The organism is uncultured Tenacibaculum sp., from assembly GCF_947495995.1.
GTDB lineage: Bacteria > Bacteroidota > Bacteroidia > Flavobacteriales > Flavobacteriaceae > Polaribacter.
This window is the reverse complement of record NZ_CANMAX010000001.1, coordinates 570,482-589,874: the sequence shown is the minus strand read 5'-3', so window position 1 is coordinate 589,874 and position 19,393 is coordinate 570,482. Positions and strand designations below refer to the sequence as shown.

General features: G+C 32.4%; 10 protein-coding genes. 9 read left to right on the top strand and 1 reads right to left on the bottom strand.

Going from position 1 to position 19,393, the window contains the following annotated elements:
* Positions 1-164 precede the first annotated feature (164 nt).
* Positions 165-2,132, top strand: coding sequence for a hypothetical protein (locus Q1A15_RS02645; RefSeq protein WP_299618333.1), 1,968 nt, complete (start codon positions 165-167; stop codon positions 2,130-2,132).
* A 121-nt stretch (positions 2,133-2,253) separates the two neighbouring features.
* Here Q1A15_RS02645 and Q1A15_RS02640 read toward each other — a convergent pair whose 3' ends face one another.
* Positions 2,254-2,880, bottom strand: coding sequence for a PAS domain-containing protein (locus Q1A15_RS02640; RefSeq protein ID WP_299618330.1), 627 nt, complete (start codon positions 2,878-2,880; stop codon positions 2,254-2,256).
* A 134-nt stretch (positions 2,881-3,014) separates the two neighbouring features.
* Between Q1A15_RS02640 and glpK the strand changes: the two genes are divergently transcribed.
* The 8 genes from glpK (at position 3,015) to Q1A15_RS02600 (ending at position 19,383) form a co-directional block, all read left to right on the top strand.
* Positions 3,015-6,185: a glycerol kinase GlpK gene (glpK, locus tag Q1A15_RS02635; RefSeq protein WP_299618327.1), complete on the top strand. Its 3,171-nt coding sequence runs from the start codon at positions 3,015-3,017 to the stop codon at positions 6,183-6,185.
* Positions 6,186-6,200: 15 nt separating this feature from the next.
* Positions 6,201-7,637, top strand: coding sequence for a DASS family sodium-coupled anion symporter (locus Q1A15_RS02630; RefSeq protein ID WP_299618324.1), 1,437 nt, complete (start codon positions 6,201-6,203; stop codon positions 7,635-7,637).
* An 80-nt stretch (positions 7,638-7,717) separates the two neighbouring features.
* Complete coding sequence (locus Q1A15_RS02625) at positions 7,718-10,006, top strand: NADP-dependent malic enzyme (RefSeq protein WP_299618321.1); 2,289 nt, start codon at positions 7,718-7,720, stop codon at positions 10,004-10,006.
* Positions 10,007-10,072: 66 nt separating this feature from the next.
* Complete coding sequence (ruvA, locus tag Q1A15_RS02620; protein WP_299618318.1) at positions 10,073-10,654, top strand: Holliday junction branch migration protein RuvA; 582 nt, start codon at positions 10,073-10,075, stop codon at positions 10,652-10,654.
* A 47-nt stretch (positions 10,655-10,701) separates the two neighbouring features.
* A complete protein-coding gene (gene sprA, locus Q1A15_RS02615; protein WP_299618315.1) occupies positions 10,702-17,838 on the top strand; it encodes a cell surface protein SprA in 7,137 nt (2,378 codons plus the stop codon).
* 35 nt (positions 17,839-17,873) lie between these two features.
* Positions 17,874-18,254: a glycine cleavage system protein GcvH gene (gene gcvH / locus Q1A15_RS02610; protein ID WP_299618312.1), complete on the top strand. Its 381-nt coding sequence runs from the start codon at positions 17,874-17,876 to the stop codon at positions 18,252-18,254.
* Complete coding sequence (locus Q1A15_RS02605) at positions 18,220-18,609, top strand: VanZ family protein (RefSeq protein ID WP_299618309.1); 390 nt, start codon at positions 18,220-18,222, stop codon at positions 18,607-18,609. The genes gcvH and Q1A15_RS02605 overlap by 35 nt, the downstream gene beginning before the upstream one ends.
* A 48-nt stretch (positions 18,610-18,657) precedes the next feature.
* Positions 18,658-19,383, top strand: a complete 726-nt coding sequence (locus tag Q1A15_RS02600; protein WP_299618306.1) for an energy transducer TonB — start codon at positions 18,658-18,660, stop codon at positions 19,381-19,383.
* Positions 19,384-19,393: the final 10 nt, after the last annotated feature.

The following is a 19,393-nucleotide window of genomic DNA, read 5'->3' as shown; positions in this document are numbered from 1 at the left end:
AGCATTAATGTCCACTTAATACAATTTTTTTTAAATAGAGAAAAATAGTTTTGGAAATTCGAAACTCAAATAAATTCTATGAATAAAGCTTCAATATAAATTACGTTTTGTTCAATTGATTTAATGTGCCAATAAATTTAACCTATTAAAAACAAAATGTAAAAATGAAAAAAGTACTAGCAGTATTCACTTTTCTTATTTGTTATTCTATTTACGGACAATCTGTACAAAATGTTTCTAGAGATTGGACTTCTTTTGTGCAATCAATCGAAGTAAAAGCAGATAAAGAAAAAAAGTTTAGAGTTGTAGCTTCTGCTAAAGTAGAAACAACAGATGAAAAAGGAAGAGCAGGTATCTGGGCAAGAGTAGATAATAAACCTAATGAGGGAAGAGGTTTTTTTGATAATATGAGAAACAGACCTATTGTATCAAAAAAATGGACCTCTTACACCGTAGAAGGAATTATTAATTCAAAATCTGAGATACTTAATTTTGGAGTTATTTGCTACAATAACGGAAAGTTCTACTTTGATAAGTTTGAAGTTTTTATTGAAGATGATAATGGTGAATTTCAACCAGTAAAAATTAGTAACCCTAGTTTTGAAGAGAATGTAAAGAATAATGTTATTCCTAGTTGGGATGCTGGTATTGGAAGAAAAAGAATTACAAATGTTAGAGAATTTTCTTTTACAAACAATGCAAAAGCTGTCGATGGTACGTATTCTATTTTAGTAGAAGGTAGTGGTATCAATAAAAACACAGGTGATAGTGGGGCGTTAATTCCAAATGCTGGGATATTTATCGCGATATTATTTATTTTATTATTTGCGCTTACTTTAATTACTTATTTGAGATCAAATAAGAATAATAAATGGTCTAAGTTAGGAGATTTTGGTTTTAAGTTTTCATTTGTTTACTTCTTCTTGTTCATTATTTTTAAGAATAACGGAGCTTATCCATTCTGGGGATATGTCATAGAATATCCAGCAAAATTAGTACGTCAATTTATACCTTGGGTAGGGAAGAATGTTTTGCAACTTCCTTTCGATATCAACACAGGCCCTAACGGAAGTGGAGATACAACTTACGGTTATGTATTAATGTTTGTCATTTTTACAATAGCGTTTTTAAGTGCGATTGTTTGGTCACTATTAAGTAGAAAACAGAAGAACAACGATAAATTATACTATTGGTTAACTACGGCTATTCGCTATTACGTAGGATTAATGTTAATTAACTACGGAATGGTAAAGGTTATACAATTACAATTCTCTCAACCTAGCTTTTATAGATTAATGCAGCCTTACGGAGAATCATCTCCTATGGGATTAGCATGGACATTTTTAGGGTTTTCTAAAGGATATAATTTATTTATGGGTATTGCAGAAGTATTAGCAGGGTTATTACTGTTTAGAAGAACATTAACATTTGGAGCTGTTATTACGTTAATGACAACTATGAATGTAATGGCTGTAAATTACTTCTACGATGTGCCAGTTAAAATACTGTCTACACATTTAGTGTTAATGACTTTGTTTTTATTGTTTAGAGATCTTAAAAAAGTAATGGAATATTTAGTAACAAATAATCCTGTAGAGAAACTGACAGTTATTAAACAACCAGAACTAAAAAAATGGTTTAGTATTACCCTTAAAGTACTTAAAATTTTAATTGTTTTTTATGCCTTAGGTTATGGTTTCTACGATACTTTAAAAATGAAAGAAAAATACGGTAGAGGAGATCAGCCTAAACCAGAATTATATGGTGTTTACAAAGTCACAAACTATGTAATTAACAACGATACGATAACCAATTACAAGAATAATAAACTTTGGAAGAGGATTATGTTTGAAAGAGAGGGATCTGTGCTAATTGAAACAATGAATGAAAAAAGGATTTTTTATAAAGTTGCAATAGATTCTGTTACAAAAAAGATGAAGTTTTCATCGTCTAATGGAGGTTCATCAGGTGCTTTTGATTTCAATTATACAAAAACAGATACCAGTTTAGATTTTAACTTTATATCAGGAAAAGACACGATTTCTGGTAAAAGTAAAATTATGAATGATAAGTCTCTTTTATTAGTCAATAGAGGTTTCCATTGGATAAATGAATCACCTTACAATAGGTAATTTATTTGTCACTTTAAACAATATTAAATCCATACTTTATCTTAAAAAGTGTGGATTTTTTATGTAAAAAACTACACCGTAAGATGTTTACACTTAAGGTGTAGTTCACACAAATCAACAATCAACTCATTTCGTATTCAGTTACAAAAAACCAGTTGAGTCCCTTTTTAAATATATTTTCTCTTTTAGTTATAGCATTTCTTTTCTTTTGTTTCGCAACTTCTTCCTCAAATAAATCAAGAACAAACTCGTCATAACTTTTGCCTATTTCTTCATTTAAGTAAGCGTTGAAGTATAATTCACTTGCTTTTTCTCCTTTTAATTTTTCTATTTCTAACAGTGTTTTATAAATGGGTTCTATTTTTTTAATAACACTGTTTGGTACAGCTTTTCTTCTAGCAGTGTATCCTGTAATTTCACCTTTCTCGTTTTTATCCGTTTCAAAATCTGTAATTACCCAATAGTATTTTCCGCTTTTTGTTCTGTTTTTTACAATTGCATGAAAGTTTTTTCCAGCTTTTAAAGCCTGCCATAAAACTTTAAAAGCAACTTTGGGCATATCTGGATGACGAATAATATTGTGGGGTTCACCTACAAGTTCTACTTTGCTATATTCAGAAGCTTCTGTAAATACGTCATTTGCATATAAAATGGTTCCAAAAGGATCTGTTTTACTAACAATAATCTTGTCTTTATTCCACTTTATTTCTTCGTCTACTGTTTTTTGTGTCGGGGGGATGTGATTCATAGTATTAGTATTTATTGTTTGAAACAAAATTCATAAGATAAATAATGGTAAAGAATGATATTTATCATGTTTGTACCAGAATCATACATTTTAACTATTTTAGGAGAAACTAATTTGAATCTGAATTTACAGGTATGCAGAAGAAATATATTGTGGCTTTTGATCAAGGTACAACAAGTACCAGAACTATAATTTTTAATACTGATGGAGAAATTGTTGGTATTGGACAAAAAGAACTAGCACAACATTATCCAAAATCAGGCTGGGTAGAACATAGTCCTATCGATATTTATAATGATCAATTAGAAACATTTAAAGAAGCAATTGATAAGTCAAAAATAAATCCTGCAGAGCTTATCGCTGTTGGAATCACAAATCAAAGAGAAACAACAGTAGTTTGGGATAAAGAAACTGGCGAACCTGTACATAACGCAATTGTTTGGTTAGATAAAAGAACTAAAGCGATCTGCGAAGAATTAAAAGCAAAAGATTTGTCTTCATACATTCAGGAAAATACCGGATTGATTATCGATTCATATTTTTCTGGAACAAAACTGAAATGGATTTTAGATAATGTTGAAGGCGTAAGAGAAAAAGCAGATCAAGGTAAATTATGTTTTGGTACCATTGATAGTTGGTTGATTTATAAATTTACAAACGGTGAAAAACACTTAACAGACCATACAAATGCATCTCGAACAATGTTGTATAACATCAAAGATTTGTCTTGGGATGAAACTATTTTGAATGCTTTAGATATTCCGAAATCATTATTGCCAAGTGTTCAGCAATCTTCTTCTGATTTTGGTAGTATTGATTTTGAAGGTCAACAAATTCCTATTTACGGAGTTGCTGGTGATCAACAAGCTTCATTATTTGGGCAAGGCGGATTTAAATCTGGTATTGCAAAAAACACTTACGGAACAGGTTGTTTTATCTTATTAAACATCGGAAGAAAGCAAGTTGTTTCCAATAACGGATTATTAACGACTCTAACTTGTACTTTAGAAAATGAACCTACAAAATACGCTTTAGAAGGAAGTGTATTTGTTGGTGGTGCTTCTATTCAGTGGTTAAGAGATTGCATGAAAATTATAGATAGAGCTTCCGATACAGAAGCGATTTGTAATAGCATTCCGTCATTGAAAGATATTTATGTGGTTCCTGCGTTTGCCGGTCTTGGAGCACCGTATTGGGATCAAGAAGCTAAAGGAAGTATTTACGGAATGACTTTAGATACTGGTAGAAATGAAATTATAAAAGCAACTGTTGAATCTTTAGCTTATCAAACAAAAGATGTAATTAATGCAATGATTACTGATAGTAGTAAAGAAATGATTACGCTAAAAGTTGATGGTGGAGCGAGTGCGAATAATTACTTAATGCAATTTCAGTCTGATATTCTAAATGTTGAAGTAGATCGACCAAAAATGATTGAAGTTACCGCTTTTGGAGCTGCGTTATTAGCTGGAATTAAATCTGGAGTTTGGACATTAGATGATATCGATACTATACGAAAAGTTGATACGGTTTTTCAAACAAAAATGACTCCGAAAGCTAGAAAAAAGAAATACAAAGGATGGCTTAAAGCAATTGAAAAAACACAAACAAAAGGGAAAAAGAAAAAGCAAAAACCAATTCGTTTTTCAGTTTTAGATAGAGAACGACAGCTAAAAAAAATGAAATCCACAGTTTTTGATTTAATCATTATTGGAGGAGGAGTAACAGGAGCCGGAATCGCATTAGACGCTTCATCTAGAGGAATGAAAGTGTGTTTGATTGAAAAGAATGATTTTGCTTCAGGTACAAGTAATAAATCAACGAAACTGATTCATGGTGGTTTACGTTATTTAAAACAATTGGAAATTGGTTTGGTTAGAGAATCGGGTACAGAGCGTGCTATTGTGCATCAATTAGCTCCGCATTTAGTAATTCCAGAGAAAATGTTGTTGCCTTTAATTGAAGGCGGAACTTATGGTAAAATGATGACTGCAATCGGATTAAAAGTCTACGATTTATTAGCAAATGTAGATGGTGACGACCGCAGAAGAATGTTAGATAAAAAACAGACTTTAGAAAAAGAGCCGCTTTTAGATGAAAGCATCACTTTAGGAAGTGGTTATTACGCAGAATATAGAACCGATGATGCTAGATTAACAGTAGAAATTTTAAAGAAAGCAACAGAATTCGGAGCTACAATTGTGAATTATTGTGAAATGGAATCGTTTGTTTACAATAGTGAATCAAAGATTGAAAGTTTAAACTGTATAGATCACAATACAGGGAAAACATTAAATATTAAAGCAAATAATTATGTGTCTGCTGCTGGTCCTTGGGTAGATACATTACGTAGAAAAGACAATTCACTAAATAATAAACATCTGCATTTAACTAAAGGAGTGCATATTGTTTTTCCGTTAGAAAAATTACCAATTAAGCAATCTATTTATTTTGATGTTCCAGATGGAAGAATGGTTTTTGCAATTCCAAGAGGTCGTTGTACTTACGTAGGAACAACAGATACAAATTATGCTGGTGATTTAGATAGAGTAGTGGCGACTGCTGCTGACGCTGAGTATTTGTTAAGCGCAATTAATAATATGTTTCCAGAAATTCATTTAACAATAGATGATATTGAATCAAATTGGGCAGGATTACGTCCTTTAATTCACGAAGAGGAAAAAGATCCGTCAGATTTATCAAGAAAAGATGAGATTTTTGTTTCAGATACAGGTCTAATTTCTATCGCTGGAGGAAAATTAACGGGGTATCGAAAAATGGCACATCGTGTAATTGATGCTGTTTTAAAAACCATGAGTGAAAAACGTAGAAAATCAGTTAAAAAATCAGAAACAGAACATATTTCATTAGTGAATCCGTCAATGTCTTCTTCGGAAGAAGTTCAGGCTTACGAAAAAGAATTGGAAACTAATTTGGCAAATTTAGGCATTGATGATGAAGATTATGCTTGGTATTTGGCTACAAATTTTGGAAAGAATGCAAGTAAGATTTTAGAACGTTTTTCATTTTATTTATCAGGAACAATCGAAGAGCGTTTTATTCGAGCAGAACTTTGGTATTGTATTCATTTTGAAATGGTAAACGGATTAGCAGATTTCTTTGTAAGAAGAACAGGAAGATTATATTTTGATATTCATAGCATAATTAAATACAAAGATTTAGTGCTGAAAGATTGTATCAAAACATTAGATTGGGATCGTAAACGAGTTGAGTACGAAAAGCAAATTTTACAAATGCTTTTAGATGATGCAACAACGTACTATGAAACAGAATTTAAATCATAAAGAATACACTTTAAAATGAAATACCCGATTGCTAAAAGAGTAGGTTTACTTTTAGGTCCTGTTTTCTTTTTGATTATTAACATTTTACCTTTTGAACTTGTTTCTAATAGTGGAGATAAAGTTATTAGTGTAGCACTTTGGATGATTACATGGTGGATTACAGAAGCAGTTTCAATTTCTGTAACTGCATTACTTCCTTTGCTTTTATTTCCTTTGTTGAAAGTTATGCCGATGAATGAAGTTGGTTCCAATTACGGAAGTCCGATTATATTTTTATTCTTCGGAGGATTTGTAATGGCCTTAGCTTTAGAGAAAGTGAATTTACATAAGCGTATTGCGTTATCCATTATTAAATTAACAGGAACAACACCTAAAAAAGTAGTGTTAGGTTTCATGATTGCTACTGGATTATTAAGTATGTGGATTAGCAATACGGCTAGCACAGTTGTTATGTTGCCAATAGCTTTATCTGTAATTCAATTGTTGATAGATGATGAAGATGGTTTTACAAAAGACAATAAGAATTTTGCAGTTTCAGTAATGTTAGGAATTGCTTTTTCAGCAAATGCTGGAGGAATAGCAACAATTATAGGTACGCCGCCAAACTCTGTTTTAATAGGGTTTTTAGAAAATGAATACAATATAGAAATCTCTTTTTTAGAATGGATGAGTATTGGTCTTCCATTTTCTTTAATAATGATTTCAGTTGTGTATTTGGTGTTGGTAGAGTTTATGTATCCAAATAAAAATTTAAAATTTAAGGCTTCTCAAGAAGTAATTTATACAGAATTAAAAAAGCTTGGAAAAATATCAAAACGTGAAAAGTTTGTCTTGTTAGTTTTTGCTTGTGCTATTTTCTTGTGGATTTTTAGAGCGGTAATTAATAAAGTTTTTCCAGAGTTAAAACTTACAGATACTATGATTAGTGTATTTGCTGCATTGGCAATTTTTGCGGTTCCGTTCAACTTCAAAAAAGGAGATTTCATATTAAACTGGAAAGACACCGAGAAGCTTTCTTGGGGGATATTAATATTATTTGGAGGAGGCTTAGCGCTTGCTAAAGGAATGTCGAGTAGCGGAATTGTAGATCAGGTTTCTAGTGTAATTGCATCGTACAATTTGGGTGTGTTTTTAACAGGTTCTATTTTAATATTCTTAATGTTATTTATGACGGAGTTAATGAGTAATGTCGCCTTAGTTGCAGTTTTAGCTCCGGTAGTGGCAGGAATAGCTTTAGGGTTAAATATTCCAATAGTAAACTTATTGGTTCCTGTAACGATAGCTAGTAGTTGTGCTTTTATGTTACCAATGGCAACACCACCGAATGCAATTGTATTTGCAAGCGGTTATGTGAAAGTAAAAGATATGATGAAAACTGGTTTGATTTTGAATTGTTTAGCGGTCTTGCTTCTTGTAGTTATCTTCAAATATATCTTGCCAATTATACTCTAGTTGATATTTTTTTAATGAAACCTTAAAAGTTATAACAAAACAACTATATTTATTTTTTAAATAATCAACTAAAAGAGTTTATGAGTCAATCACGTAAAAGACGAGAAGCGCTATTGTATCATGCTAAGCCTAAGCCAGGTAAAATATCAGTAGTGCCAACGAAGAAGTATGCAACTCAACACGACTTATCACTAGCGTATTCTCCTGGTGTAGCAGAACCTTGCCTAGAGATCGCAAAAAACAAAGAGAACGTATATAAATATACTACTAAAGGAAACCTAGTAGCGGTAATATCTAACGGAACAGCAGTTTTAGGATTAGGAGACATTGGTCCAGAAGCATCTAAGCCTGTTATGGAAGGGAAAGGTTTACTATTTAAGATTTTCGCAGATATTGATGTTTTTGATATTGAGGTAGATACTACCGATGTAGATAAATTTATAGAAACAGTAAAAGCTATTGCTCCTACTTTTGGAGGAATAAATCTTGAAGATATTAAAGCGCCAGAAGCTTTCGAAATTGAAAGACGTTTAAAAGAGGAATTAGATATTCCAGTAATGCACGACGATCAACACGGAACAGCTATTATTTCTGCGGCGGCTTTAAAAAATGCATTAGAAATCAACGGGAAAAATATAGCAGATGTTAAGATTGTAGTCAATGGAGCAGGAGCTGCGGCTATTTCTTGTACACGTTTATATTTAGCTTTAGGAGCAAAACGCGAAAACGTTGTAATGTGTGATAGTAAAGGAGTAATTAGAAAAGATAGAGATAATCTTACTCCTCAAAAAGCTGAATTTGCCACAGATAGAGATTTAAATACTTTAGAAGAAGCTATGAATAATGCAGATGTATTTATAGGTTTATCTAAAGGAAATGTAGTAAGTCCAGAAATGTTATTGTCAATGGCTAAAAATCCTATTGTTTTTGCAATGGCGAATCCTGAACCAGAAATCGATTACGATTTGGCAGTAGCTACAAGAGACGATATCATTATGGCGACTGGTCGATCAGATAATCCAAATCAGGTGAATAATGTACTTGGTTTCCCATTCATATTTAGAGGAGCTTTAGACGTTAGAGCAACAAAGATTAATGAAGAAATGAAAATGGCTGCGGTACATGCATTAGCAGACTTAGCTAAGAAATCTGTACCAGAGCAAGTAAATATAGTTTACGATGAAGTAAGTCTTTCTTTCGGAAAAGATTATATCATTCCAAAACCATTTGATCCAAGATTAATTTATGAAATTCCACCAGCAATTGCTAAGGCAGCGATTGAAAGTGGTGTCGCTAAAGAGCCAATTGAGGATTGGGAGAGATATAGAAATGAATTAATGGATCGTTCAGGTTCAGGAAGTAAAGAAGTACGAATTTTACATAACAGAGCTAGAACAAATCCTAAGCGTGTAGTTTTTGCAGAAGCAGATCATTTAGATGTGTTAAAAGCAGCGCAAAGAGTATATGACGAAAAATTAGGTCATCCTATTCTTTTAGGTAATAAGGAGATTATCTTAGAGTTAAAAGAAGAATTAGGATTTGATGCAGACGTACCTATTATAGATCCTAAAACTCCAGAAGAAGTTGAAAGAACAAAACGTTTTGGAAAACTATTTTGGGAAAAACGTCAGCGTAAAGGAATGACTTTGTTAGAAGCTGAAAAGTGGATGCGTCAACGTAACTATTTTGCTTCTATGATGGTAAATGAAGGAGAAGCAGATGCATTAGTAACAGGATATTCAAGACCTTATTCTTCTGTAGTTAAACCTATTTTAGAATTGGTTGATAGAGATAAAGGGGTACAAAAAATAGCAGCGACGAATTTAATGTTAACTAAGCAAGGACCTATGTTCTTAGCTGATACAACAATAAATATAAACCCTTCAGCTAAAGAATTAGCGAAGATAACACGCTACACAAGTATACTAGCAAGAATGTTTGGTATGCAACCAAAAGTAGCTATGTTAGGTTTTTCGAATTTCGGATCAACAAAATCTGAGACATCTGTAAAAATTAGAGAAGCTGTAGAATACATGCACGAGAATTATCCTGATTTAATTGTTGATGGCGAATTACAAGCAGATTTTGCACTTAATAAAGAAATGTTATCTAAAGAGTTTTCTTTCTCTAAATTAAACGGTCAAAAGGTTAATGTTTTAATATTTCCAAACTTAGAATCGGCGAATATTACCTATAAATTAATGAAGGAGGTAAATGAAGTAGAATCGATTGGTCCGATTTTATTAGGGTTAAGCAAACCGGTTCACGTATTACAACTAGGTGCAAGCGTAGATGAAATGGTGAATATGGCTGCTGTAGCAATTGTTGATGCGCAAGAGCGAGAAAAGGCAAAAAACAATAATTGTTAACTAGTATAATACTGGTTTTACAGAAATAAAAAATTTATTACTTTAGGCGTCTGTTAAAAGAGAACAATGATTACACAAATAAAAGGAAGACTTGTTGAAAAAAATCCGACTTATGTAGTTGTTGATTGTAATGGGTTAGGATATTTACTCCACATCTCATTAAATACTTTCTCTGCTCTCCCCACAGATGAAAATGTATTGTTATATACACATTTATCAATACGAGAAGACGCTCATACACTTTATGGTTTTATTAATAAAGTAGAACGAGAAGTGTTTAAGTTGTTAATTTCAGTTTCTGGTGTTGGCCCAAGTATAGCAAGAACAATGTTGTCTTCAATGACGGCAGAAGATGTACAACAAGCTATAGCATCAGAAAATGTTAGCCTAATACAATCCGTTAAAGGAATTGGGGCAAAAACAGCGCAGCGTGTTATCATTGATTTGAAACAGAAAATATTAAAAACCTTTGATATTGATGAAGTTTCTGTAATTGAAAACAATACAAATAAAGAAGAAGCGTTATCTGCATTAGAGGTTTTAGGCTTTGCCCGAAAACAAGCAGGTAAAGTAGTAAACGATATTTTAAAAGAACTGCCTTCAGCTAGCGTTGAGGAGCTGATTAAAAAGGCACTAAAAAATTTGTAAAAAGGTTGGGAGAAAATTTTCGCAATAAACTCGTAACGGCACTTGCTTTGATAGCAAGTGTTGTTTTATTTGCTCAAAATACAACAAAGAAGAACGATTCTATTTCTAAAAAGAAAGACACAGTTGTTCCTCTGAAGTATAATTTTAATTTCAACCAAAAAGCACATCTCTTTTTAAATAACCCAACATCGGTTCAGGTTACTTACGATAAGTCTATTGATAAATTTGTGATTGTTGAAAAAATTGGAGACTACTTAATTGGTACTCCAATGTATTTAACACCGAGAGAGTATAACAAGTTCAGATTAAAGAACGATGTTAAAACATATTTCAAAGAAAAAATAGAAGCTGCGAATCCGAATCGAAAAGGAAACGAAAAAGCTAGAAAAAACTTACTTCCTAAGTATTATGTGAATTCTAAGTTTTTCGAATCTGTTTTTGGAGGAAGTGAAGTAGAGGTGATTCCAACGGGACAAATAAATATTAAGCTTGGAGGAATTTATCAAAATACTGAAAACCCACAAATCTCTGTAGAAAACCAAAGTAGTTTTACTTTCGATTTCGATCAGCAAATTAGTGCAAGTTTACAAGCAAAAGTAGGAACAAGATTACAAGTAACTGCAAATTACGATACGCAAACAACATTCGATTTTCAAAATATTATCAAGTTAGAATATACACCTACTGAAGATGATATTATTCAGAAAATTGATGCGGGTAACGTAAATTTACCGATTAAAAACTCATTAATTAATGGGGCTCAAGCTTTATTTGGGGTTCGAGCAGATTTTCAATTTGGAAAAACTACAATTCGATCGGTATTTTCTCAACAGAATTCACAAACACGTAATGTGGTAGCACAAGCAGGTGGATCTATAGAAGAATTTGAATTAAGAGCGACAGATTATGATAACGATCGTCACTTCTTTTTATCACAATACTTTAGAGAAAACTACGAAACGGCGTTAAAAAATTATCCTTTAATCAATAGTCCAATAAACATTAACAGAATTGAGATCTGGGTAACGAACAGAAATCAGAATGTAACAGACTATAGAAGTATTGTTGCTTTTGCCGATTTAGGAGAATCCCAACCAGATAATTTGGTGAGTGCAAACGCAGTCGGTGGAGTTTTTCAAGAAGGTTATGTTGATGTAGTTAACAATCCGATATCCGTAAGAGGTTCTAATCTACCTTATAATGATGTGAACGACATTAGCGGTTTGTTTGTAGATAACGGCGGAATTAGAGATGTTGCAACAATTAATACATCTGTGCCAGCAGAAATGGTGCAAGGTAGAGATTACTCATATTTACAAAATGCAAGAAGATTACAACCAAACGAATATACTTTACACCCACAATTAGGATTTATTTCTTTAAATAGAAGATTAAACGACGGTGAAGTTTTAGCTGTTGCTTATGAATATACTGTTGTAGGTGCACAACAAAGTGGAGCTCCTGTTAGCGAAACAATCTTTAAAGTAGGGGAATTTTCTAACGATGGAATTAACGCTCCTTCAAATATTGCAGTAAAATTATTACGTAGTGAAATCTTAACAACAAGAAGAGAAATCTCGCCAAACACATTTGTGCCTTTTCCAACTTGGCGTTTAATGATGAAAAACGTATATGCTTTAGGTGCTGTTCCTTTGAGTCAAGAAGGTTTCCGTTTTGAATTATTATATAGAGATGATAATACAGGTGTTTTACAAAACACGTTACAAGGAGCAACTGATACTTCTTTATTGAATCAAACATTACTAAACTTATTTGAAATTGATAAGTTAGACCAAAGTCAGTTTAAGGTTGACGGAGGAGATGGTTTCTTTGATTATGTAGAAGGAATAACAGTAAACTCATCAAGAGGTTTGATTTATTTCCCTAAACCAGAACCTTTTGGAGAAGATTTAGCAATTACAAATACTGCGGATAGAGATCGATTTGCGTTTGATGAATTATATTCAACAACCAAGATTCAAGCTAAAAACGATTTTCAAGATCGTGATAAATTCTTTTTAAAAGGATATTATAAATCAGAAACAAGTAGAGGTATTCCTTTAGGAGCATTTAATATTCCAAGAGGATCTGTTCGAGTTACAGCAGGAGGAAGAACTTTAGTAGAGGGTGTTGATTATGTTGTAGATTATCAATTAGGTAGGGTTCAAATCTTAGATCCAGGATTAGAAGCTTCTGGAGTTCCAATTAATGCTTCTGTTGAGAATAATACATTCTTTAATCAGCAAAGAAAAACATTTTTAGGAATTGATGTTGAGCATAAATTCAATGAGAATTTTGTGCTTGGTGCAACATTCTTAAATGTAACTGAACGACCAATTACGCCAAAAGTTAATTTTGGCGCAGAGCCAATAGACAATATGATGTTTGGTTTAAATGTAGATTTTTCTACAGAAGTACCATACTTTACAAAATTGGCAAACAAACTTCCTTTCGTAGAAACAGATGCACCGTCTAATCTTTCGGTTCGTGCAGATATGGCGTATTTATTACCAGGTACACCAAGTGGAATTGATGTAAACGGAGCAGCAACATCATATTTAGATGATTTTGAAGCTACGCAAATTCCTATCAATCTTACTGCACCAACAGAATGGAAGTTAGCAAGTTCGCCACTTTCACAACAGTTTTCAGAAGATATAGATATTCGATATAATGACAATAGAGCAAAGTTAGCTTGGTACAGTATCGATCAATTATTCTATTCTAATGGAGCGACCAGACCGTCAAATATTAATGATATTGAACTGTCAAGAAATGAGGTAAGACAAATTAGTTTTTCTGAATTATTTCCGAATACAGATTTAGATATTACTCAGTTAAATTTAGTTAGAACTTTAGATTTAGCGTATTATCCAAACGAAACTGGTCCGTATAACTTCAACCAAACTCCAGGAAATGCTCAAGATAAATGGGGAGGTATTATGAGAGCATTAACAACAACCAATAACTTCGAACAAGCTAATGTTGAGTATGTTCAGTTCTGGTTAATGGATCCATATGAAGGTTATTCGATTACAACAGAAGAAGGTTTACCTGCAGGAGTTGATCCTCAAAGTGATATCAATCAAGGTAAACTATTCTTAAACTTAGGAAGTATTTCTGAGGATATTCTTCGAGATTCACAAAAGCAATTCGAGAACGGATTATCAACTACACAAAATCCTTCTCCTCAAGTAGAAACAATTTGGGGTAATATTCCTAGAAATCCATCAATTTTATATGCATTTAGTACAGATCCAGATGAAAGATCTCAGCAAGATGTTGGTTTAGATGGATTAAACGATACACAAGAATTAGAAAAAATAGTTCAAAATTTCCCTGGAATTGCGAACATTGAACAAGCAAGAAGTATTTATGGTGATGATCCAGCAGGTGATAACTTCCAGTTTTTTAGAGGAAGTGAATTAGATGCAGTCGGAGCTTCAGTACTTACACGTTATAAAAACTTTAATGGAACTCAAGGAAACTCACCAACAATAGATCAGTCTTCTGAAAATTTCCCAACATCAGGATCTCAATATCCAGATGTGGAAGATTTAAACCGTGACCAAACTATGGATGCAGTTAGTGCATATTTTGAATATGAAGTTTCGTTAAAGAAGAATGATTTAGTAAAAGGATCTAACTTTATTGTTGATGTAAAGTCAGAACCAATTTCATTACCAAACGGAGAAACTAGAAGTACAACTTGGTATCAATTTAGAATTCCAGTTCGTAATGGTTTTGCCCGTGCTGTTGGAGGAATTACAGATTTCAATAGTATTCGTTTTATGCGTATGTACTTAACACAATTCAGTATGCCAGTTGTATTACGTTTTGCTGAATTAGAATTAGTACGTGGAGATTGGAGACGTTACACTAGAACTTTAGATCCGACAGTAGATCCGCAAGAAGATTTAGACAATACTGAATTAAATAACTTTGAAGTAGGGGTAGTTAGTATCGAGCAAAATGATGATAGATATGAATTACCTCCAGGAATTCCTAGAGAACAATTACAAGGAACAAACAGAATTCAAAGACAAAACGAACAATCTTCTACAATTACGGTTACAGATTTAGAACCAGGTAAAGCTAGAGCAATTTTTAAAAATATTAGTATCGATTTACGTCGATATAAAAATTTAAGAATGTTCTTGCATGCAGAAGATGTACCTGGAAGAGTTGTTGCTGACGATGATATGAATGCTATCATTCGTTTAGGAACAGACTTAAATGATAATTATTATGAAATTGAAAAACCATTAAAGTTATCTACATCTAGTGCTTCACCAATTGATGTTTGGCCAGAAGAAAATAATTTAGATGTATCGCTTACAGAATTAGCAAGTTTAAAATTAGAAAGAGATGGAACAGGAACTGCAGTTTCTGATATTTATTCTGGAACATCTTCTAACGGATTAACAATAAAAGTAAAAGGTAATCCAACTTTAGCTCAAATTAGAACAGTATTGTTAGGAGTAAAAAATAGTACAACAAATCCTGCTAGTGCAGAAGTTTGGTTTAATGAATTAAGAGCTGTTGGTTTCGATAATCAAGGAGGTTGGGCAGCTGTATTAAATGCAGATGCAAATTTTGCTGATGTAGCTGATGTTACTCTTGCAGGTAGTATGTCTACTGTTGGATTTGGAAATGTAGATCAAAGAGTTCAAGAAAGAAGTCTTGAAGAAAATAAACAATATAGTGTTGCAACAAATGTTCAATTAGGTAAAATGATGCCTAAAAAATGGAACATGCAAGTACCTATGAGTTACAGTTATGGAGAGCAATTCATCGATCCAAAATTTGATCCGCAATATCAAGATGTTGAGTTAGCTGATGCAAAAGCTTCAGGTTCTGATCAAGTAAAACGTAATGCCGAAAACGCTCAAGATTATACAAGAAGAAAGAGTATTAGTTTTATCAATGTTAAGAAAAATAGAAATCCCAAAAGTGATAAGAAACCTAAATTCTACGATGTAGAAAATGTATCTGTTTCTTATGCGTTTAACGAAGAGTTTCATAGAGATTACAATATTCAACGGTTTGTAAATCAAAACTTAATGGCAGGTGCTAGTTATAACTTTAATTTTGCGCCTTGGAGTATTGAACCGTTTAAAAAATCTGAGAAATTAAAGAGTAAACATTGGAGATTCATTAGAGATTTAAATTTTAATCCGTTACCAAAATCTGTAGTTTTAAATTCTAAAATTAATAGAAATTACAACTTACAACAATCAAGAAACTTAGTTGATTTACCAGTGGCTCAGCCAGAATTAATTCAAAGAAGATTTTTATTTGATTGGGATTATGGTGTGGTGTTTGACTTAACTCGTTCTTTAAAATTAAACTTTAAAGCAACAAATAATTATATCTACGATAGTTTCGGTGAAGATGAAGAATTAGAAATTTTCGATAAGTTCTTTACTTTCGGAAGAAGAAATCAATATCACCAAACTTTAAACGCTACATATAATTTACCAATTAATAAATTACCGTATCTGAATTTTATTACTTCAGATTATGGATATACGGCTGATTTCGATTGGCAAGCTTCTTCAAGAAGTACAATTACAGAAACAGACATTAATGGAAATTCTGTAGATGTAAGTATTGAAGATAAAGTAGGTAACATGATTCAAAATTCTAACAAGCATAATATAAATGCGACTATAGATTTTAATCGTTTCTATAAAACTTTAGGTTTAGAAAAGTTACTATTAAAAGGAGCTAAAAAGAGAGGTAATAAGAAAGGACAAGTTGCTTTAGGAGCTAAGCAAAAAAGTGTGAAACCTAAACTTAAGAAAAACGCTTCATTTAGTCAGAAGCTTTTAAAAGGAACTTACGATGTTTTAACTTCAGTTAAAAGAGCAAAAGTTAGTTACTCTCAAGAAAACGGAACATTATTACAAGGATATCGACCTTCTGTAGGATTCTTAGGAAGAAGTAATTTCAATGGAAGTGCTGCTCCAACATTAGGTTTCGTTTTTGGTAGTCAAACAGATATTATCAGTAAAGGTATTGAGCAAGGTTGGTTAGTAACAAGAGGAGAAGACGAAGATTATTTCAATAAAAACTTTGCGCAAACTCAAGCCAATAAATTAGATTATAATATTTCTATAAAGCCATTTAAAGATTTCACAATTGATTTAAGAGGTAGTAGAATTAGAACATCTAATACTACGCAACAATTAGATATTGTAAGGTTTGCAGACGGATCTGTAGCTCAGAATCCAGACTTATTAGCATTTGAAACAGGAAACTTTAATATTAGTCACTTTATGTTAGGTACTATGTTTGAAGATGGAGATGCACTGTATGAAAAGTTTTTAGGTTATCGACAAATTATTTCTAATAGATTAGAGACTCAAGCACAGCCAAACGGAATATTTAACGCTTTCCAAAAAGAAGGTCAGCAAGCAATGTTACCGGCATTCTTAGCAGCTTATTCTGGGGTAAATCCGAATTCTGTTGATACAGGAATTTTCAGAAACATTCCAATTCCTAACTGGACAATGCGTTATAATGGTTTAATGAAGTTAAAATGGTTCAAGAAAAGATTCTCTTCATTTACATTATCTCATAGTTATAAATCTTCGTATAGTATTCTTAATTATACAAATAACTTACAATTCGATCCGAATGATCTTAGTTTAACAAATAGTTCCGGAAATTATCAACCAGAATTATTAATTTCGTCAGCAACTTTAGTAGATGAATTCTCTCCTTTAATTAAGGTGGATATGAAAATGAGAAATTCGTTTTCTTTCCGTGGAGAAATAAAAAAAGATAGAAGTTTAACGTTGAATTTTAATAACAATACGTTAACCGATATTAAAGGTACTGAGTACGTTCTTGGACTTGGATATAGAATTAAAGATGTAAAATTTATCACTAGAATCACGGGTAAAAAAGAAACATTAAAAGGTGATGTAAACTTTAGAGCTGATGTTTCTTTAAGAGATAATTTAACGTTAATTAGATCTATAGACGAACAAAACAATCAAATTACTGGAGGAGAAAGATTGTTTGCATTGAAATTTTTAGCAGATTATAATTTAAATAAAAACTTAACTGTTTCATTTTATTATAACCATAATACTTTCGATTACGCAATCTCAACAAACTTCCCAAGACAATCGATCAACGGAGGATTTAATCTAGTATATAACTTAGGAAATTAAACAAAATCTAAACATATATATAAAACAAAATTACAATGAATATTCCAGCAGAATTAAAGTATACAAAAGACCATGAATGGGTGAAAATTGATGGAGATGTAGCTACAATAGGGATCACTGATTTTGCACAGAGCGAGTTAGGAGATATCGTTTATGTAGATGTAGACACTTTAGATGATACAGTAGAAATCGAAGAAGTTTTCGGTTCTGTAGAAGCTGTTAAAACTGTTTCTGATCTTTTCATGCCATTAACAGGAGAAGTTATTGAATTCAATGAAACTCTTGAAGATGAGCCAGAATTAGTAAACTCTGATCCATATGGAAACGGATGGATGATCAAAGTTAAGCTATCTGATAATAGTCAAGTAGAAGGTTTATTAGATGCAGAAGCTTATCAAGAGCTTATTAAAGGATAAATCGATATACATTGCTATTCTAGTAACTGTTAGTATTGCTTTTTTAAGTTTAATGAACTTAGCAGGAAAAGTAATCATTAGCCTTAGTAATATTGACAAAATATATCACGCCATTGCATATTTCGGTTTAACAATATCGTGGTTATTTGCTTTTATCTCTAAAGGAAGAAAAAAAACAATAGTTATTATCTGTATAGCTTTTGGAATCTTAATGGAGTTTCTCCAGTCGAATTTAACAACTTACAGATCATTCGAATATCTAGATATGATAGCGAACACTGTAGGAGTATTAATAGGTTTGTTGTTTTTTATCAGAATTGAAAAAAATCTAATCAATATGTTAAATAGCTTGTAAAAGTCCAAAGAATTTAACTAAATTAGCAAACCAGAAAAAACTAAAAGGATGGAAATAAAGAAAAATCCAAAATTTAATCTTGAAAACTACAGCAAGTTATTTATCCAACTTGGTTTGGTTTTGGCTTTATTTATTACCTATGTAGCAATAGAGCATAAAACTTACGAGAAGGATTATGGTGATTTGGGTAGTGCAGATCTTGGTGACGAGGTCGAAGAAGAGACTCTAGTTATCAACGCTCCGCCACCACCGCCACCGCCACCACCAGCTCCGCCACCACCAACACCTGAAAAAATTGAGGTAGTTGAAGATGACAAGGAGATTGAAGAAACTGTAATTGAATCAACTGAAACAGATGAATCTGAAGCTGTTGAAGTAGAAGAGATTGAAGAGGCAGAGGAAGAGGAAGAAGTAGTAGAGGATGTACCTTTCTCAATTATTGAAGAAGTACCAGTATTTCCAGGTTGTAAAGGTTCTAACCAGCAAAAGAAAGATTGTTTGAACAAAAAGATGCGTAAGCACGTTCAAAGATATTTTGATGCAGAATTAGCTAACGAATTAGGTTTAGCCCCTGGTAAGAAAAGAATCTTCGTACAGTTTAAAATTGACAAGGATGGTACTATTACTAGTGTAAACGCTAGAGCACCACACCCAAGATTAAAGAAGGAAGCGGAAAGAATCGCTAAAAAGTTGCCTAAAATGGTTCCTGGTAGACAAAGAGGTAAGCCAGTACGTGTAGGGTATACTTTACCAATTACTTTTAATGTAGAATAATATATTATCT